Raw genomic sequence first — 18925 nt, forward strand, 5'->3', positions numbered from 1 at the left:
ACTAGGAAACTAGCCGCAGGTTGCTCAAAACATTGTTTTGAGGTTGCAGATAGAACTGACGAAGTCAGTAACAATACCTACGGCAAGGCGACGTTGACGTGGTTTGAAGAGATTTTCGAAGAGTATAAAATAGAAGGAGAAGCATATGAATACCTATCAATTAAATAATGGAGTAGAAATTCCAGTATTGGGATTTGGAACTTTTAAGGCTAAGGATGGAGAAGAAGCCTATCGTGCAGTGTTAGAAGCCTTGAAGGCTGGTTATCGTCATATTGATACGGCGGCGATTTATCAGAATGAAGAAAGTGTTGGTCAAGCAATCAAAGATAGCGGAGTTCCACGAGAGGAATTGTTCGTAACTACCAAGTTGTGGAATAGCCAACAAACCTATGAGCAAGCTCGTCAGGCTTTTGAAGAGTCTTTAGAGAAGCTAGGATTGGACTATTTAGATTTGTATTTGATTCATTGGCCGAACCCAAAACCGCTTAGAGAAAATGACGCATGGAAAATCCGAAATGCTGAGGTCTGGAGAGCGATGGAAGACCTCTATCAAGAAGGCAAGATCCGTGCTATCGGCGTTAGCAATTTCCTTCCCCATCATTTGGATGCCTTGCTTGAAACGGCAACTATCGTTCCAGCGGTCAATCAAGTTCGTTTGGCACCAGGTGTGTATCAAGAGGAAGTCGTAGCTTACTGTAGAGAAAAAGGAATTTTATTGGAAGCTTGGGGACCTTTTGGTCAGGGAGAACTGTTTGATAGCAAGCAAGTGCAAGAAATCGCGGCAAATCACGGAAAATCGGTTGCTCAGATAGCCTTGGCCTGGAGCTTGACAGAAGGATTTCTACCACTTCCAAAATCTGTCACAGCCTCTCGTATTCAGGCTAATCTTGATTGTTTCGGAATTGAACTGAGTCATGAGGAGCGAGAAACCTTAAAAACGATTGCTGTTCAGTCTGGTGCTCCACGAGTTGATGATATGGATTTTTAGAAAATCATAAAAAGAATTGTACATTATTCTAATTTTTGATATAATAGACAGCAGGAAAGAAAGTCTTATGGCGTTCTTCAAGCGAGCTTGGGATAGTGGGAGCCAAGTAGAACAAAATAAAGAGCTGGCGCTTTCTGTGCTATTTTCAAAAACAATGAAGTAATAAATTAGGGTGGAACCGCGTTTCTGACGCCCCTAGGTTAAATCAACCTAGGATTGTCGGATGCGGTTTTTTACTTATTTAGTCTATTGTGTGAAAGAAAGGAGAGACGTGGAAAACCTTTATCTTGTCAAAGACGATAGTCAACTAGCTGCATTTCGTGATTTTGTAGTAAGAAATACTGAAAAGTTGAAAGATTATCAATCTTTTTTAAAGAATGAACTTGCAGTCTGTGATTTACCGCAAGCCGTTATTTGGTCAAGTTTTAATGCTGCTACACAGATTATTAGGGAAAGTGCTGTTCCAGCCTATACAAATAATAGACGAATGGTTATGACGCCTGATTTAGCTGTTTGGAAAGAGTTGTATTTGTATCAGTTGATGGACTACGAGTGTTCTCAGCAAACTCAAGCAATAGAAAGTCACTATCATTCTTTATCTGAAAATTTCCTCTTACAGATTGTAGGACATGAGTTAGCTCATTGGTCGGAGCATTTTTTAGATGATTTTGATGGTTACGACTCTTATATCTGGTTCGAAGAGGGGATGGTTGAATATATTAGTCGCAAGTATTTCTTGACAGAAGAGGAATTTCAAGCGGAAAAAATTTGTAATCAATCTCTCGTAGAACTTTTTCAGAAGAAGTATGGTTGGCATTCATTGAATGATTTTGGTTCTTCGACTTATGATAAGAACTATGCAAGTATTTTTTACGAATACTGGCGTAGTTTTTTGACAATAGATAAGTTGGTAGAAAATCTAGGTAGTGTACAAGCGGTCTTTGATTCTTATCATCTATGGGCAAATACAGATAAAACTCTTCCCTTGTTAAATTGGTTTGTTCAGCAGAAATTAATTGAAAAAGAAATATAAAAACTAAAGGAGTAAACAATGTCTAAGAAATTAACATTTCAAGAAATTATTTTGACTTTGCAACAATTTTGGAATGACCAGGGTTGTATGCTTATGCAGGCTTATGACAACGAAAAAGGTGCGGGGACAATGAGTCCTTACACTTTTCTTCGTGCTATCGGACCTGAGCCATGGAACGCGGCTTATGTAGAGCCATCACGTCGTCCTGCTGACGGTCGTTATGGGGAAAACCCTAACCGTCTCTACCAACACCACCAATTCCAAGTGGTCATGAAGCCATCTCCATCAAATATCCAGGAACTTTACCTTGAGTCTTTGGAAAAATTGGGAATCAATCCTTTGGAGCACGATATTCGTTTCGTTGAGGACAACTGGGAAAACCCATCAACTGGTTCAGCTGGTCTTGGTTGGGAAGTTTGGCTTGATGGGATGGAAATTACTCAGTTCACTTATTTCCAACAAGTCGGTGGATTGGCAACTGGCCCTGTGACTGCAGAAGTTACCTATGGTTTGGAGCGCTTGGCTTCTTACATCCAAGAAGTAGACTCTGTCTATGATATCGAGTGGGCTGATGGTGTAAAATACGGAGAAATCTTTATTCAGCCTGAGTATGAGCATTCAAAATATTCGTTTGAAATTTCGGACCAAGAAATGTTGCTTGAAAACTTTGATAAGTTTGAAAAAGAAGCTGGTCGTGCATTAGAAGAAGGCTTGGTTCACCCTGCCTATGACTATGTTCTCAAATGTTCACACACCTTTAACCTGCTTGATGCGCGTGGTGCCGTTTCTGTAACCGAACGTGCGGGCTATATTGCTCGTATCCGTAACCTAGCCCGTGTCGTAGCCAAAACCTTTGTCGCAGAGCGCAAACGCCTAGGCTACCCACTTTTAGATGAAGCAACACGAGCTAAACTCTTAGCAGAAGACGCAGAATAAAGAGAGTGACAAATTACGAAAATGGGCGAACAGAGTGAGCCCTGAGCCAGTTGCCGCAGTGATGAAGGTATCCTTAGTGAAACTAAGGATACTAGACAAAATTGGAGACTTTTGGCTCCAATTTTAGCAATGAAACAACGAAGTTGGTTGCTTGCGTGCCAATCACATAAGGCAAACTGGAAAATAAAAAGATACTTTTCGGAGAAAAAACATGACAAAAAACTTATTAGTAGAACTCGGTCTTGAAGAATTACCAGCCTATGTTGTCACACCAAGTGAAAAACAACTAGGCGAAAAAATGGCAGCCTTCCTCAAGGAAAACCGCCTGTCTTTTGAAGCTATTCAGACCTTCTCAACACCACGTCGTTTGGCTGTTCGTGTGACTGGTCTTGCAGACAAACAGTCTGATTTGACAGAAGACTTCAAGGGTCCAGCAAAGAAAATTGCCTTGGATAGTGATGGAAACTTCACCAAAGCAGCTCAAGGATTTGTCCGTGGAAAAGGATTGACTGTTGAAGATATCGAATTCCGTGAAATCAAGGGTGAAGAATATGTCTATGTTACCAAGGAAGAAATTGGTCAAGCAGTTGAAGCCATTGTTCCTGGTGTTGTAGATGTCTTGAAGTCATTGACTTTCCCTGTCAGCATGCACTGGGCTAACAACACCTTTGAATACATCCGCCCTGTTCACACTTTAACTGTTCTTTTAGATGAAGAAGAGTTTGACTTAGATTTCCTTGATATTAAGGGAGGGCGTGTGAGCCGTGGCCATCGTTTCTTAGGAAAAGAAACCAAGATTCAGTCAGCTTTGAGCTATGAAGAAGACCTTCGTGCACAGTTTGTAATCGCGGATCCACGTGAACGTGAGCAAATGATTATTGACCAAATTAAGGCAATCGAAGCTGAACACAGTGTATGTATCGAAATTGATGCTGATTTGCTGAATGAAGTCTTGAACTTGGTTGAATACCCAACTGCCTTTATGGGAAGTTTTGATGCCAAATACCTTGAAGTTCCAGAAGAAGTTTTGGTGACTTCAATGAAAGAACACCAACGTTACTTTGTTGTTCGTGATCAAGATGGTAAACTCTTGCCAAACTTCATTTCAGTCCGTAACGGAAACGCAGAGCATTTGGAAAATGTCATCAAAGGTAATGAAAAAGTCTTGGTAGCCCGCTTGGAAGACGGTGAATTCTTCTGGCGTGAAGATCAAAAATTGGTCATTTCAGATCTTGTTGAAAAATTAAACAATGTGACTTTCCATGAGAAGATTGGTTCCCTTCGTGAACACATGATTCGTACGGGTCAGATTGCTATTCTCTTAGCAGAAAAAGCAGGCTTGTCAGCGGATGAAACGATTGACCTAGCCCGTGCAGCAGCCATTTACAAGTTTGACTTGTTGACAGGTATGGTTGGTGAATTTGACGAACTCCAAGGAATTATGGGGGAGAAATATGCCCTTCTTGCTGGGGAAACTCCAGCGGTGGCAGCTGCTATTCGTGAACACTACATGCCTACATCAGCCGAAGGAGAACTTCCAGAGAGCAAGGTTGGAGCCATTCTAGCCATTGCAGACAAATTGGATACGATTTTGAGTTTCTTCTCAGTAGGTTTGATTCCATCAGGTTCTAATGACCCTTATGCCCTTCGTCGTGCGACCCAAGGTGTGGTTCGTATCTTGGATGCCTTTGGTTGGCACATTGCTATGGATGAGTTGATTGATAGCCTTTATGCTTTAACATTTGACAGCTTGACTTATGAAAATAAGTCAGAGGTTATGGACTTTATCAAGGCTCGTGTTGATAAGATGATGGGGTCTACTCCAAAAGACATCAAGGAAGCAGTACTTGCAAGTTCGAACTTTGTTGTGGCGGATATGTTGGAAGCAGCAAGTGCTCTCGTGGAAGCAAGCAAGGAAGAAGACTTCAAACCATCTGTTGAATCACTTTCTCGTGCCTTTAATTTGGCTGAGAAAGCCGAAGGAACTGATACTGTTGATCCAGTTCTCTTTGAGAATGAAGAAGAGAAGGCTTTAGCAGAAGCCGTAGAATCACTTATTTTATCAGGATCTGCCAGTCAGCAATTGAAACAACTCTTTGCGCTTAGCCCTGTCATCGATGCCTTCTTTGAGAATACTATGGTTATGGCTGAAGATCAGACTGTTCGACAAAATCGTTTGGCAATCTTGTCTCATTTAACTCAAAAAGCAGCTAAGCTTGCTCGTTTTAACCAAATTAACACTAAATAAAATTTGATAAACGGACTTTATCTTATCACAAAGGAGAGAAACATGGATCCTAAAAAAATTGATCGTATTAACGAGCTTGCCAAAAAGAAAAAAACAGAAGGCTTGACCTCAGAAGAAAAAGTAGAACAAGCCAAACTACGTGAGGAGTACATCGAAGGTTATCGTCGCACTGTTCGTCACCACATTGAGGGAATCAAAATTGTTGACGAAGAAGGAAACGATGTTACACCAGAGAAACTACGTCAAGTCCAACGTGAAAAAGGCTTACATGGTCGTAGTCTCGATGACCCAAATTCGTAATATGTATTCTTTCTTTTAACAAGGATAGATAAAATAATAACCAAAAGACTAGCAGACACAAACTGCTAGTCTTTTGTCACTAAAAAAGGAACCAAAATGGTTCCTAAAACTATCATTAGTAACTTGCACCAGCTGTAGCGTCTGCGCCACCACCGTGACCTCCAGCATCACCTGAATCTGAAGCTCCAGATGTGGCATCTGCGCCACCGTGTCCTCCAGCAGGAGCTACAGCATTTCCACCAACTAGACGTTGACCAGTTGTATTGAGGTACCAGTCAAGCCATGGTTGGAAATTAAAGATAATCTCATTGATTCCAGCATATGAACCATCTGGATAGTACATTGCTTGGTAATTATGGGTATTGATAACACCTTCAGGTGTTCCCGGCACAATTGTACGGACATATTCTTGATCTCCGTTACGTAGTACACCGACAACCCATTCAACGTTTTTCATTCTAGAGTCTGGCAATGAACCGTGTACAGTTCCTAAACGGTTTCCTGATTGAGCACGTACACGTTTACCAAACATTGTATTTGGATCTTGGTGAGCGTTATTAAAGTACAAGAACTGGTTATTATCATCCGCATATGTCAACTCAAATGGCATTGCTTTCAAGAACATATCAATTTGGTTAACTGTCAAGATACCGTGGTCTAATTTAACGTAAGTATCTCCAGAAACAGCTCCAACAAGTTCAGCTGCTTTTTCTACCCATTCAGGATCATCTGGATCAACACCTTGAATGGTAGTTGCGATTGGATTTGTACAATATAAATCTTCTGGTGCGATTGGTTTTGGTTTTTTCAATTTTGAAACGACTCCCACATATTTTACAAAGTTGTCCAAGCATGTTTCAAGGAAATTAATAGTTCCTTCATTTGTGATATTCCCATCAACATCAAATGCTTCTTTGGCTTTACCAAGAAGGAATTCGTTACCTGGAAGCGTATAGGCATTGACACCTGGAGCGTCAAGAATCTTACGAAGGTGAACTTGGGCACGAGAAGTACCTTGGTCATAGTAAGAAGCTCCTACAATCATAACTGGTTTGTTTTCAAATGGATGAACTTCGTATGAAAGCCATTCAAGAACAGATTTTAGGGAAGCTGAGATTGTATGGTTGTGCTCAGGAGTAGCGATGATGACACCATCAGCACGAGTAATTTTATTATATAAATAACGTAATTGGAAACTTTCATCCCATTTTTCGTCTTGGTTGAACATTGGAACTTCGTCAATTTCGAGAACTTCTAATTCAAATTTGAGTTTGAAGTGACGACGGATGAATTCCAAGAGTTTACGGTTATATGATTGATCGTAGTTTGATCCTACAAGTCCAACAAATTTCATTCTTTTTGGTCTCCTATCTTACAAATTTTCCCAGTCAAAGTCTTCAGCATCTTTGCGAAGTAGAGCTTGTGCGTTGCGCAATTTTTCTGTAATTTTTACAAAGATACGGAAGTCGTCAAAAGTGGCATCCAATTTTTTAATAACATCAAGATCTACTAGGTCTCCACTTGGATTAAAAGCTTGAAGAGAATGTGAAAGCAAGAATTCATCTGGAAGGACACTTGCTTTGATTTCTGGAGCATTCAAGATTTGGCGAAGTTGCATTTGAGCACGTGATGAACCAAGTGTACCGTAAGAAGCACCTGTAATCATGATTGGTTTGTTCAAAAGTGGGTAAATACCATAAGACAACCAAGCAAGAGCGCTCATCAAAACAGCTGGGATAGAGTGGTCGTACTCAGGAGTACCGATAATAACGCCATCTGCTTCTTCAATTTTAGCAGCAATTTCCAGAATTTCAGCAGGTACTTGCTTGTCAGCTGGCTTGTTAAAGACAGGGATGTCCTTGATTTCAACAAGTTCAATTTCAGCTTTGTCAGCAAAGTGTTTTTGCATGTATTGAAGCAATTGGCGGTTTGTAGAACGTTTTGAATTTGTTCCAACAATAGCAATAAGTTTTAACATGAGATTTCCTTTCTCTTTTTACATAATACGATTTTAAAACTCCATTGAAACAGTTGTTTCTATAGAGTAGGAATTCCTGAAGAACAACTTAGGTGACCTTCCTTATCGATGAGGATGACTTCGATGCCCTCCAAACTTTCTACTTGCCAAAGGATAGAAGCAGGTCTTTCTCCAAAGAGTCGAGTTGTCCAGATTTCGCCATCAACTGATTTATCAGAGATGATTGTTAGACTCGCTAGTTCTGTTTCAACAGGATATCCTGTTTGACTGTCAAAAATGTGATGGTAATCTTGTCCATCGACGGTCAGGTGACGTTCATAAATGCCTGAAGTCACGACAGATTGATTGACAACAGGGATGGTCATTAAGTGATTCCCCCTCGGATTGGCTGGGTCTTGAATCCCGATTTGCCAAGGCTGATTTCCTCTTGCCTGATTTTTTCCAATGGTCAGGATATTCCCTCCCAGATTGATTAAGGCAGATGTCACTCCCTCTTCTCTCAGAAATTGGGCAACCTTATCCGCACTATAACCCTTGGCTAAACAACCAAGATCGATTTTCATTCCTTTCTGTTTTAAAAACACAGTGGAAGTAGAAGAATCTAACTCGACATAGTAGGGATTGATTAAAGGGAGCACAGATTCAATTTCTTGAGGTTGGGCGACCTTGGCATCTGAAAAACCGATACGCCATGTTTGAATCAAGGGACCAATACTGATGTTGAGATGGCTAGAGGGCGCTAGGCTATGCTCTAACCCAAGTGAAATCAGTTCAAACAGGTCTGGATGAACTTTGACTGGAGCTATTCCAGCTTGATGATTGATTTCCATCAACTCAGATTCCTGACTATTGGCATTGAAGCGGTATTCTAGCTCTCTGAGTAAATCAAAGGATTTTTGGAGCAAGCTATCGGCTCGCTCATCCACTAATGAAATAGTGATAGTAGTCCCCATTAGCCGTTCAGAATGTGAACTAAGAGGCAAGCTACCAACTCCTTTCTCTTATAGAAAATAAGTTGTAATATCAAGCAATTATCTAAATTGAAGCCCTTACATTTTATTTTCATGTTATTAGAATACCATAAAGTTAGATTTTCTACAAATGAAATTTGGAAAAAGTCAAGAAATATGCTCACAAAAATTCATTAGTCTTGAAAACAGGATAAATGGGGAATTATTTTTGATAAAAAATGCTGAAATAATAGGAAATCACTTGAAAACGCTAACAGTAAATGTTATACTAGTAGAGTAAATTTAAAATTGAAGGTAGGAATTTTTCTATGAGTAAAATCGTTGTAGTCGGTGCTAACCACGCTGGTACAGCATGTATCAATACCATGTTGGATAATTTTGGAAATGAGAACGAAATTGTTGTATTTGACCAAAACTCTAACATCTCTTTCCTAGGATGTGGAATGGCTCTTTGGATTGGGGAACAAATTGACGGTGCTGAAGGCTTGTTCTATTCTGATAAAGAAAAATTGGAAGCTAAAGGTGCTAAAGTTTACATGAACTCACCAGTTCTTTCAATCGACTATGATAACAAAGTAGTTACAGCAGAAGTTGAAGGAAAAGAGCACAAAGAATCATACGAAAAATTGATTTTCGCTACAGGTTCTACACCAATCTTGCCACCAATCGAAGGTGTTGAAATTGTTAAAGGCAACCGCGAATTTAAAGCAACTCTTGAAAACGTACAATTCGTGAAATTGTACCAAAATGCTGAAGAAGTTATCAATAAACTTGCTGACAAGAGTAAACACCTTGAGCGCATCGCCGTTGTTGGTGGTGGTTATATCGGTGTTGAACTTGCCGAAGCCTTCGAACGTCTTGGAAAAGAAGTTGTCCTTGTTGATATCGTAGATACTGTTTTGAACGGTTACTATGACAAAGACTTCACTCAAATGATGGCCAAGAACTTGGAAGACCACAATATCCGCTTGGCTCTTGGTCAAACTGTTAAAGCAATCGAAGGTGACGGTAAAGTTGAACGCTTGATTACTGATAAAGAAACTTTCGATGTGGATATGGTTGTTCTTGCGGTTGGTTTCCGTCCAAACACAGCCCTTGCTGATGGTAAGATTGAACTATTCCGCAACGGTGCCTTCCTTGTAGACAAGAAACAAGAAACATCAATTCCAGGAGTTTATGCAGTAGGTGACTGTGCAACTGTTTATGACAATGCTCGTAAAGATACAAGCTACATCGCTCTTGCTTCAAATGCTGTTCGTACTGGTATTGTTGGTGCTTACAACGCTTGTGGACATGAATTGGAAGGAATCGGTGTTCAAGGTTCAAACGGTATCTCAATCTACGGTCTTCACATGGTTTCAACTGGTTTGACTCTTGAAAAAGCGAAAGCTGCTGGTTACAATGCAACTGAAACAGGCTTTAACGATCTTCAAAAACCAGAATTCATGAAACATGATAACCATGAAGTAGCAATCAAGATTGTCTTTGATAAAGATAGTCGTGAAATTCTTGGAGCTCAAATGGTATCACGTGATTCTGCTATCAGTATGGGAATCCACATGTTCTCACTTGCTATCCAAGAGCATGTGACAATTGATAAATTGGCATTGACAGACCTCTTCTTCTTGCCACACTTCAACAAACCTTACAACTACATCACAATGGCTGCCCTTACAGCTGAAAAATAAAATTTGATGAACTATCTGGCCTTAAGTTAAGGTCAGATAGTTTTTTAGCCAATATGTACCCATACAATTGTGATTTTTTTATCTTGTGATTCCTCCAAATCTGACTTAAAATGAAATAGTAGCTACCAATACAAATGATGAGGATAAAACAAATGACTGAAAATCGTTATGAACTAAATAAAAACTTGGCACAGATGCTCAAGGGCGGTGTTATCATGGATGTGCAAAATCCTGAACAGGCCCGTATTGCAGAGGCTGCTGGCGCGGCAGCCGTGATGGCCTTGGAACGGATTCCAGCTGATATTCGTGCAGCTGGTGGAGTTTCCCGCATGAGCGATCCAAAGATGATTAAGGAAATCCAAGAAGCGGTTAGTATTCCAGTGATGGCCAAGGTTAGAATCGGGCATTTTGTGGAAGCTCAGATTTTAGAGGCTATTGAGATTGACTATATCGATGAGAGTGAAGTTTTATCTCCAGCTGACGACCGTTTCCATGTGGACAAGAAAGAATTCCAAGTTCCTTTTGTCTGTGGGGCTAAGGACTTGGGTGAAGCCTTGCGTCGTATCGCTGAGGGTGCTTCTATGATTCGTACCAAAGGAGAACCGGGTACAGGGGATATCGTCCAAGCTGTTCGTCATATGCGTATGATGAATCAGGAAATTCGCCGCATTCAAAACCTACGTGAGGACGAACTTTATGTTGCTGCCAAGGAATTGCAAGTCCCTGTAGAATTGGTTCAATATGTCCATGAACATGGGAAATTGCCAGTTGTAAACTTTGCGGCTGGAGGTGTTGCAACACCAGCAGATGCTGCGCTGATGATGCAGTTAGGGGCAGAAGGTGTATTTGTCGGTTCAGGTATTTTCAAATCAGGAGATCCTGTTAAACGAGCGAGTGCTATTGTTAAGGCTGTGACTAACTTCCGTAATCCTCAAATCCTAGCTCAAATCTCTGAAGATTTAGGAGAAGCTATGGTTGGTATCAATGAGAATGAAATTCAAATTCTCATGGCAGAGCGAGGAAAATAGATGAAAATCGGAATATTGGCCTTGCAAGGTGCCTTTGCAGAACATGCAAAAGTACTAGAGCAATTAGGAGTCGAGAGTGTTGAAATCAGAAATTTAGAGGATTTTCAGCAAGATCAGACTGGCTTGTCGGGTTTGATTTTGCCTGGTGGTGAGTCTACAACCATGGGCAAGCTCTTACGTGATCAGAACATGCTGATTCCCATTCGAGAAGCCATTCTATCTGGTTTACCAGCCTTTGGAACCTGTGCAGGCTTGATTTTGCTGGCTAAGGAAATTGCTGCTCAGGACGAGAGTCATCTAGGAACTATGGATATGGTGGTCGAGCGAAATGCCTATGGGCGCCAATTAGGAAGTTTCTATACGGAAGCAGAATGTAAGGGAGTCGGTCAGATTCCAATGACCTTTATCCGTGGTCCAATTATCAGCAGTGTTGGAGAGGGTGTAGAAATTCTAGCAACAGTTGACAATCAAATCGTTGCTGCTCAAGAAAAAAATATGTTAGTGACCTCTTTTCATCCAGAATTGACTGATGATGTGAGCTTGCACCAGTACTTTATCAATATGTGTAAAGAAAAAAGTTGAGATTGAATTTCTCAACTTTTTTACATGTAATAAACAATGGCAATGTATTGGAGGGCAGATGCTGCTAGGATAAAGAGATGCCAAATCATGTGGAAATAAGGTTTTTTCTTGGCGTAAAATCCAGCCCCAACTGTATAACAGAGTCCGCCAGTTACCATGAGACTCCAGAAAATTGGCGTTGTTTGACTGATAATGGCAGGAATGATAGCTAGAACCAACCAGCCCATAATCAGGTAAAGAGCAAGGCTAAATTTCTCATTGACTTTTTTAGCAAAGATTTTATAGAGAATACCAAAGATGGTCGTTCCCCATTGGATGGCAATAATCAGATAGCCAAACCAGTTATTCATTAAGGTCAAGACGACGGGCGTGTATGAGCCTGCAATAGCAACATAAATCATAGAATGATCAATGATTCTCAAGACATATTTATGGGTTGAACCATAGGCCATAGAGTGGTAAATGGTGGATGAGAGGAACATGAGAAAGAGACTAATAACGAAAATGGAAACGCCGATAGAGGATAAAAATCCGTGTGCTTCATAACTATAGGTTGATGAAATAGGGAGTAAGATGAGCATGATGACTGCCCCCACAGCATGGGTCACGCTATTAGCAATCTCCTCTCCAAAACTGAGTTGTTTGCTGAGTTTAAGACTAGTGTTCATTGGATTACCTCCTCTTGAGTATGATGGATTAAGGCTAGGGTTTGATGATAGAGTTTAACGGTTTGGCAGCTGGTTTGGATGATAGGGTTAGCTGGGTCAACTCCTTGGTTCATGTAGTCCACAAAAGCATCGTAGAGTTGCTCTGAACTTGCTTGACTTTGTAGAGTATTAAGTGTCTGGGCTATTTCTTGAATAGAAAAGACAGATTTGAGGGTTGTGATAGCAATCAAACGGGCAATCTGTTGGCGTTGGTATTTTTTCTTATCAGGTTTTGTCAGGTAACCATGTTTGACATAATTATTGACCATAGATGCTGTTAGGCCTTTGTCTTTATCAGGAGAGATAGGGGCGCAGACCTGATTGACATAGAGTAAAACCTGGTCCAGATAGAGGTCAATATTTGGGATTTCTGCCCATTTGGGGTAGGAAAAGGCAGTTTTCATTTTCAACTCCTTTTTATCTAGTTTTAATAACTAGATTATAAAATAACAAAAACAAAAAGTCAAGTTTTAACTGCTTGTAGAAAGACCTAAATTATGCTATGATGGGAGAAACTAGTCAGAAATGAGGAGAAAAGATGGAAATTCGTTTAGCTTTTCCAAATGAAGTAGATGCCATCATGCAGGTGATGGAAGATGCTAAAAAATGTTTAGCAGATGCTGGTAGTGACCAGTGGCAAAATGGCTATCCAAATGCTGATATTATTATTGAGGATATTATCTCAGGTCAAGCCTACGTAGCCTTGGAAGAGGGAGAACTACTAGCCTGTGCAGCTGTGACCAAGAGTCCAGAGGCAGCCTATGAAGCCATTTATGAAGGAAAATGGCAAGCTGGAGAGTCAGAGTACCTTGTCTTTCACCGTATTGCTGTGGCAGCAGATGTGCAGGGACAGGGAGTTGCTCAAACCTTTTTAGAGGGTTTAATTGAAGGTTTTGACTATCTAGATTTTCGCTCAGATACGCATGTTGCAAATAAGGTTATGCGACATATTTTTGAAAAACTTGGTTTTAAACAAGTTGGTAAGGTGCCAGTAGATGGCGAACGCTTGGCCTATCAAAAATTAAAGAAATAATGCAAAAGAAGTATGTAAAAATGCTCTATTCTTCGCCAATTGGTATTCTATCACTAGTAGCTGATGACCATTATCTGTATGGCATTTGGGTGCAGGATCAGAAGTATTTTGAGAGGGGACTAGGAGATGAAACGATAGAAGAAGTTGTTAGTCATCCCATTTTAGATCCAGTTATTGCTTGCTTAGATGCTTACTTTAAGGGCAAGCCTCAGGATTTATCCAACTTGCCCTTGGCTCCAATCGGAACGGATTTTGAAAAGCGAGTTTGGTCCTATTTACAGGGAATTTCTTATGGTCAGACAGTGACCTATGGACAAATAGCTCAAGACCTGCAAGTGGCTTCTGCTCAAGCAATTGGTGGAGCAGTGGGACGCAATCCGTGGTCTATTCTAGTACCTTGTCATCGTGTGCTGGGAGCAGGCAAGCGTCTGACAGGTTATGCTGCAGGAGTGGAAAAGAAAGCTTGGCTCTTGGAGCATGAAGGCGCAGATTTTAAAGATATAAAATAGAAAGTAAAACACATGTTAGAATTTATCGAATACCCAAAATGTTCAACTTGTAAAAAAGCAAAACAAGAATTAAACCAACTCGGTGTGGATTATAAAGCCGTTCATATCGTCGAAGAAACACCCAGCCAAGAAGTCATTTTAAACTGGCTAGAAACCTCAGGGTTCGAGCTAAAGCAATTTTTCAACACCAGTGGGATCAAATACCGTGAATTGGGGTTGAAAGATAAGGTGGGAAGTCTGTCAAATCAAGAAGCGGCTGAGTTACTAGCAAGTGACGGTATGTTGTTAAAACGGCCTATTTTAGTAGAAAATGGAACTGTTAAGCAAATTGGTTATCGAAAAGCTTATGAAGAATTGGGGTTGAGATAGTTTTTACTTATCTCTTTGATAGATAAAATATATAGCCTCCCTGTTTCAAAGTATGATAAACTAGTAGGTAGACAAAGTCTGTATCTGACCGTAGCAAATAATTTCATTGACGGCAGAAGTATGGTAGAATGAATCATTATCAGGAGAGGATGTTTTTATGAATGTTACAACGATTTTAGCATCAGATTGGTACCAAAACTTGATGCAATTGATTCCGGATGGCAAGCTGTTTAGCCTGCGTTCGGTCTTTGATGGGATTCCAAGAATTGTCCAACAACTTCCAACAACGATTATGTTGACAATTGGTGGTGCCTTTTTTGGCTTGGTTTTGGCGCTTCTTTTTGCCATTGTGAAAATCAATCGTGTCAAGATTTTATATCCCTTGCAGGCCTTCTTCGTTAGTTTCTTAAAAGGGACACCGATTTTGGTGCAACTCATGTTGACCTACTACGGAATTCCTTTGGTTTTGAAAGCCCTCAATCAGCAATGGGGAACTGGTCTCAATATCAATGCCATTCCAGCTGCTGCTTTTGCCATTGTTGCCTTTGCCTTTAATGAGGCAGCTTATGCTAGTGAAACCATTCGTGCAGCCATTCTCTCAGTCAATCCTGGTGAGATTGAAGCGGCACGCAGTCTGGGGATGACCCGAGCGCAAGTTTATCGTCGAGTGATTATTCCAAATGCGGCCGTTGTAGCGACTCCAACCTTGATCAATTCCCTAATCGGCTTGACCAAGGGCACGTCCCTAGCCTTTAGTGCGGGCGTTGTGGAAGTCTTTGCCCAAGCTCAGATTCTAGGTGGAGCTGATTACCGCTATTTTGAACGCTTCATCTCCGTTGCCCTTGTTTATTGGGTAGTCAATATCGGAATTGAAAGCCTCGGTCGTTTCATCGAGAGAAAAATGGCTATTTCTGCACCTGATACAGTGCAGACAGATGTGAAAGGAGACCTTCGTTAATGATTAAGATTTCGAATTTAAGTAAATCCTTTTCAGGACAGACTGTCTTGGATCATCTGGACTTGGATATTCAAAAAGGGGAAGTTGTAGCCTTGATTGGTTCTTCAGGAGCTGGAAAATCAACTTTTCTTCGTAGTCTCAATTATCTTGAAACACCTGACAGTGGCTCGATTCAGATTGATGATTTTTCAGTTGATTTTTCTAAAATCACTCAAGAAGAAATCCTTGCCCTACGCCGTAAGCTGTCTATGGTATTTCAACAGTTTAATTTGTTTGAACGCCGCACGGCACTTGATAATGTGAAAGAAGGTTTGGTTGTTGTCAAGAAATTATCTGACCAAGAAGCAACCAAGATTGCCAAGGAAGAGTTGGCTAAGGTTGGACTTTCTGACCGTGAAAACCATTATCCTCGTCATTTATCAGGTGGACAGAAGCAACGGGTTGCCTTGGCGCGTGCGCTTGCTATGAAACCAGATGTCTTGCTCTTAGATGAACCAACTTCAGCCCTTGACCCAGAATTGGTCGGTGAAGTAGAGAAGTCTATTGCAGATGCTGCTAAGTCAGGTCAAACCATGATTTTGGTCAGTCATGACATGTCCTTTGTAGCCCAAGTGGCTGATAAGATTCTCTTCTTAGATAAGGGGAAAATCATTGAGTCTGGAACACCGGATGAGATTATCCACCATCCTAAAGAAGAGCGGACAAAAGAATTCTTCGCTAGTTACAAACGGACTTATATTTGATATAATAGATAAAGGAAAACTCAGTTAGCTGGACTAGCTGAGTTTACTCTTTAAAAAAGATAGAAATGAGAGAAATCATGCTACTGCAACTATTTTCTTTATATTTCGAGAGTTTGATCTTGACCACCATCCTCGTCCTGATTTTTTTAGGGATTTGGATTGGACTGAGAGCCATGTCGGGAGTTGATAAGACAGCCAAGGCTCGCCAAGCCCATCTCTATGATATGATTATGATTGGGGTCTTGGTTGTTCCAGTATTATCCTTTGCGGTTATGAGTTTAATTCTTGTTTTCAAAGCATAATCCTTGCTTGATTGACAAGAAAGAGTTAGAATAAAGATAGTTACAACAAGAAAGAAGGAATCTATATGTACGATACTATTATTATCGGTGCTGGACCTGCAGGTATGACTGCAGCCTTGTATGCTGCTCGAAGTAATTTGAAAGTAGCCTTGATTGAAGGTGGTCTGCCAGGTGGTCAGATGAATAATACATCTGATATTGAAAATTACCCTGGATACGCTAATATTAGTGGACCAGAATTGGCAGAAAAAATGTTTGAACCGCTTGAAAATCTTGGTGTTGAGCACATTTATGGTTATGTTGAAAATGTCGAAGATCATGGTGATTTTAAGAAAGTGATTACTGATGACCAAACATATGAAACTCGTACCGTTATCGTAGCGACTGGTTCTAAACACCGTCCTTTGGGAGTACCTGGAGAAGAAGAACTGAACAGTCGTGGAGTTTCTTACTGTGCCGTGTGTGATGGTGCTTTCTTCCGTGACCAAGATTTGTTGGTAGTCGGTGGTGGAGATTCAGCTGTTGAAGAAGCCCTCTTCTTGACTCGTTTTGCTAAGACTGTTACCATTGTTCACCGTCGTGACCAACTTCGTGCTCAAAAGGTTTTACAAGACCGCGCCTTTGCGAATGAGAAAATCAGCTTTATCTGGGATTCTGTAGTTAAGGAAATCAAAGGTGAAAACCGAGTAGAATCTGTCGTATTTGAAAATGTGAAAACAGGTCAAGTGACAGAACAAGCCTTCGGTGGCGTCTTTATCTATGTTGGATTGGACCCTCTTAGCGATTTTGTTAAAGAATTGAATATCCAAGATCAGGCTGGCTGGATTGTGACAGATAACCACATGAAAACTGCAGTTGACGGTATTTTTGCAGTTGGAGATGTTCGCTTGAAAGACCTTCGCCAAGTAACAACAGCAGTTGGAGATGGGGCCATCGCCGGTCAAGAAGTTTACAAGTTTATCACCGAACATAGTTAATCATAAAAAAAGTTTCCAATCAGATGACTGGAAACTTTTTTATAGTCTATTTCGGAAAACTTCGTACATGAGAATGGCTGCAGCAACACTGGCATTGAGACTTTGAACATGTCCATTCATCGGAATGGTAATCATCTCATCAACCTGTTTTTTGATGTTGCTAGAGATGCCTTTTCCTTCATTTCCGATGATGAGGGCAATTTTCCCTTTTGTATTCCACTTGTGGCAAGGAGTCCCATTCATATCTGTTCCAAAGGTCCAGAAGCCTTCATCCTTGAGTTTGTCTAGAGTTTGACTCAGATTGGTCACTCGGGCGATTGGAACATGCTCAATAGCACCTGTGGCCGTTTTGGCAACGACAGGAGTAACTCCGACAGCACGGTGCTTGGGAATGATGACTCCTGAAACATTGGTCGCATCAGCGGTTCTTAAGATGGAGCCTAAGTTGTGAGGATCAGTTAACCCGTCCAGAATCAATAGCAAAGGATTTTCTTCTTGACGCGTTTTGGCAAGAATGTGATCTAGCTCGCTATAGGCAAATTCAGATACTCGTAGAACAAAACCTTGGTGGACAGCACCTTCAGTCATCTCAGAGAGGGATTTTTTTGAAGTCCAGGAAATGGACACCTTCTTTTCTGTAGCCAGTTCTTTGACTTTCTCAAGATTCTTACCTCGGAGATCTTCTTGGAGGTAAAGTTTGTTTCCTGTGTTTGCAAGTAGAGCTTCGGTAACGGCGTGAACGCCATAGACAATATCATTTGTTTTCATGCCTCTATTATAACACAAAACCCCGTCTTGCAACGGGATTTTCTTTATTCAAGAATCAGTAAACCATCTTTAACTTCAAATGGGTCTTTTTCATTGATACGGTCGTAAAACATGATTCCGTTGATGTGGTCAATTTCATGCTGAACAACGATGGAGTTGTAGCCTTTGAGTTTGATACGGTGTTTTTCTCCATCCTTGTCAAAGTAGTCAACAGTAACGCGGGCATGGCGAATAACATAGCCAGGCACGTTACGGTCAACAGATAGGCAACCTTCTCCTTCACCAAGAGCAGCGTCCTGAACAGAGTGAGAGACGATTTTTGGATTGTACATAATGGCTTGCAAATCGTAGGCTTCCTCTGGAGTTTCACCTTCTTCAACAATATTAGGCACCAAAACAGCGATAATGCGTTTTGAGATATCTAACTGGGGAGCAGCCAGTCCAACCCCCCCGCGTAACCCCATCTTTTCAGCCATGACAGGATCTTGGGAATGTTTGAGGAATTGCATCATCTTTTCGCCAAGGATGATTTCTTGGTCAGACAAGGGAAAAGTGACTTCCTCAGCAACCGCGCGTAGAGTTGGGTTCCCTTCGCGGATAATATCGTTCATATCAATTAAGTGAGCAGCTTTTGTAATACGTTCTATAGCAGACATTTTCTCTCCTTTCATTACCTCTACATGATAACACAAAATGACAAGGATTGAAAGCATTATATCCTTTAGGATTTATAGAAAATAGATAGCGAAAAATAGATAGGAAGTTCAATTCAATTGTGAAAGAATTACTTATCTGTGATATAATAAA

The 18925-nt window shown here is 40.8% G+C and carries 23 protein-coding genes; 15 read left to right on the forward strand and 8 right to left on the reverse strand.

The window, feature by feature from the left end; translation table 11 throughout:
- Positions 1-145 precede the first annotated feature (145 nt).
- The 5 genes from HT698_RS07410 (at position 146) to HT698_RS07430 (ending at position 5505) form a co-directional block, all read left to right on the forward strand.
- On the forward strand, positions 146-988 hold the full coding sequence (locus HT698_RS07410) for an aldo/keto reductase (RefSeq protein WP_173218651.1): 843 nt from the start codon (positions 146-148) through the stop codon (positions 986-988).
- A gap of 271 nt (positions 989-1259) precedes the next feature.
- Complete coding sequence (locus HT698_RS07415; RefSeq protein WP_125393438.1) at positions 1260-2021, forward strand: elongation factor Tu; 762 nt, start codon at positions 1260-1262, stop codon at positions 2019-2021.
- A gap of 18 nt (positions 2022-2039) precedes the next feature.
- Positions 2040-2957 (forward strand): glycine--tRNA ligase subunit alpha, encoded by a 918-nt coding sequence (gene glyQ, locus HT698_RS07420; RefSeq protein ID WP_000038733.1) that lies wholly within the window; start codon positions 2040-2042, stop codon positions 2955-2957.
- A 211-nt stretch (positions 2958-3168) separates the two neighbouring features.
- Positions 3169-5205, forward strand: coding sequence for a glycine--tRNA ligase subunit beta (glyS, locus tag HT698_RS07425; protein ID WP_173218652.1), 2037 nt, complete (start codon positions 3169-3171; stop codon positions 5203-5205).
- A 42-nt stretch (positions 5206-5247) separates the two neighbouring features.
- Entirely contained in the window at positions 5248-5505 is a 258-nt protein-coding gene (locus HT698_RS07430; RefSeq protein ID WP_173218654.1) for a DUF896 family protein, read from the forward strand.
- A 115-nt stretch (positions 5506-5620) separates the two neighbouring features.
- On the opposite strand, the gene HT698_RS07435 is transcribed toward HT698_RS07430, so the two are convergent.
- From HT698_RS07435 to HT698_RS10345, 4 genes are read right to left on the reverse strand one after another with little or no spacing between them, the layout of a single operon-like run.
- On the reverse strand, positions 5621-6859 hold the full coding sequence (locus HT698_RS07435) for an NAD(P)H-dependent oxidoreductase (protein WP_173218656.1): 1239 nt from the start codon (positions 6857-6859) through the stop codon (positions 5621-5623).
- Positions 6860-6877: 18 nt separating this feature from the next.
- Positions 6878-7483: an NADPH-dependent FMN reductase gene (locus HT698_RS07440; protein WP_033677008.1), complete on the reverse strand. Its 606-nt coding sequence runs from the start codon at positions 7481-7483 to the stop codon at positions 6878-6880.
- Positions 7484-7542: 59 nt separating this feature from the next.
- Positions 7543-8466 (reverse strand): FAD:protein FMN transferase, encoded by a 924-nt coding sequence (locus HT698_RS07445; protein ID WP_173218658.1) that lies wholly within the window; start codon positions 8464-8466, stop codon positions 7543-7545.
- On the reverse strand, positions 8436-8618 hold the full coding sequence (locus tag HT698_RS10345) for a hypothetical protein (RefSeq protein ID WP_345789467.1): 183 nt from the start codon (positions 8616-8618) through the stop codon (positions 8436-8438). The genes HT698_RS07445 and HT698_RS10345 overlap by 31 nt, the downstream gene beginning before the upstream one ends.
- Positions 8619-8762: 144 nt before the next feature.
- On the opposite strand from HT698_RS10345, the gene HT698_RS07450 reads away from it, so the two are divergent.
- From HT698_RS07450 to pdxT, 3 genes are all read left to right on the forward strand, one after another.
- Positions 8763-10142, forward strand: coding sequence for an FAD-dependent oxidoreductase (locus tag HT698_RS07450; RefSeq protein WP_173218660.1), 1380 nt, complete (start codon positions 8763-8765; stop codon positions 10140-10142).
- Positions 10143-10294: 152 nt separating this feature from the next.
- Positions 10295-11170 (forward strand): pyridoxal 5'-phosphate synthase lyase subunit PdxS, encoded by an 876-nt coding sequence (gene pdxS, locus HT698_RS07455; RefSeq protein ID WP_000138526.1) that lies wholly within the window; start codon positions 10295-10297, stop codon positions 11168-11170.
- Complete coding sequence (gene pdxT / locus HT698_RS07460) at positions 11171-11752, forward strand: pyridoxal 5'-phosphate synthase glutaminase subunit PdxT (protein WP_173218662.1); 582 nt, start codon at positions 11171-11173, stop codon at positions 11750-11752.
- A 20-nt stretch (positions 11753-11772) separates the two neighbouring features.
- On the opposite strand, the gene HT698_RS07465 is transcribed toward pdxT, so the two are convergent.
- A complete protein-coding gene (locus tag HT698_RS07465; protein ID WP_001097996.1) occupies positions 11773-12420 on the reverse strand; it encodes a hemolysin III family protein in 648 nt (215 codons plus the stop codon).
- The gene (locus HT698_RS07470; RefSeq protein ID WP_173218664.1) at positions 12417-12863 is read right to left on the reverse strand and encodes a DUF1836 domain-containing protein; all 447 of its coding nucleotides are present in this window, start codon (positions 12861-12863) and stop codon (positions 12417-12419) included. The genes HT698_RS07465 and HT698_RS07470 overlap by 4 nt, the downstream gene beginning before the upstream one ends.
- A gap of 134 nt (positions 12864-12997) precedes the next feature.
- Here HT698_RS07470 and HT698_RS07475 point away from each other — a divergent pair, with 134 nt between their 5' ends.
- From HT698_RS07475 to trxB, 7 genes are all read left to right on the forward strand, one after another.
- Positions 12998-13492: a GNAT family N-acetyltransferase gene (locus tag HT698_RS07475; protein WP_173218666.1), complete on the forward strand. Its 495-nt coding sequence runs from the start codon at positions 12998-13000 to the stop codon at positions 13490-13492.
- Entirely contained in the window at positions 13492-14001 is a 510-nt protein-coding gene (locus tag HT698_RS07480; RefSeq protein WP_173218667.1) for a methylated-DNA--[protein]-cysteine S-methyltransferase, read from the forward strand. Before HT698_RS07475 ends, HT698_RS07480 begins: the two co-directional genes overlap by 1 nt.
- Positions 14002-14013: 12 nt before the next feature.
- Positions 14014-14370: an arsenate reductase family protein gene (locus HT698_RS07485; protein WP_078351980.1), complete on the forward strand. Its 357-nt coding sequence runs from the start codon at positions 14014-14016 to the stop codon at positions 14368-14370.
- A gap of 157 nt (positions 14371-14527) precedes the next feature.
- Complete coding sequence (locus tag HT698_RS07490; RefSeq protein WP_050313437.1) at positions 14528-15328, forward strand: amino acid ABC transporter permease; 801 nt, start codon at positions 14528-14530, stop codon at positions 15326-15328.
- Positions 15328-16071, forward strand: coding sequence for an amino acid ABC transporter ATP-binding protein (locus tag HT698_RS07495; RefSeq protein WP_000590965.1), 744 nt, complete (start codon positions 15328-15330; stop codon positions 16069-16071). Before HT698_RS07490 ends, HT698_RS07495 begins: the two co-directional genes overlap by 1 nt.
- A gap of 77 nt (positions 16072-16148) precedes the next feature.
- Positions 16149-16373, forward strand: coding sequence for a DUF4059 family protein (locus HT698_RS07500; RefSeq protein ID WP_000926599.1), 225 nt, complete (start codon positions 16149-16151; stop codon positions 16371-16373).
- Positions 16374-16438: 65 nt separating this feature from the next.
- On the forward strand, positions 16439-17350 hold the full coding sequence (gene trxB / locus HT698_RS07505; protein WP_173218668.1) for a thioredoxin-disulfide reductase: 912 nt from the start codon (positions 16439-16441) through the stop codon (positions 17348-17350).
- Positions 17351-17389: 39 nt separating this feature from the next.
- Here the strand turns inward: trxB and rlmB are convergent, their stop codons facing one another.
- Both rlmB and def read right to left on the reverse strand, forming a co-directional pair.
- Positions 17390-18118, reverse strand: coding sequence for a 23S rRNA (guanosine(2251)-2'-O)-methyltransferase RlmB (gene rlmB, locus HT698_RS07510; protein WP_049497720.1), 729 nt, complete (start codon positions 18116-18118; stop codon positions 17390-17392).
- 44 nt (positions 18119-18162) lie between these two features.
- Positions 18163-18774 (reverse strand): peptide deformylase, encoded by a 612-nt coding sequence (gene def, locus HT698_RS07515; protein ID WP_112444173.1) that lies wholly within the window; start codon positions 18772-18774, stop codon positions 18163-18165.
- Positions 18775-18925 lie beyond the last annotated feature (151 nt).

It is taken from the genome of Streptococcus sp. 3109 (assembly GCF_013276905.1).
Classification (GTDB): Bacteria; Bacillota; Bacilli; order Lactobacillales; family Streptococcaceae; genus Streptococcus.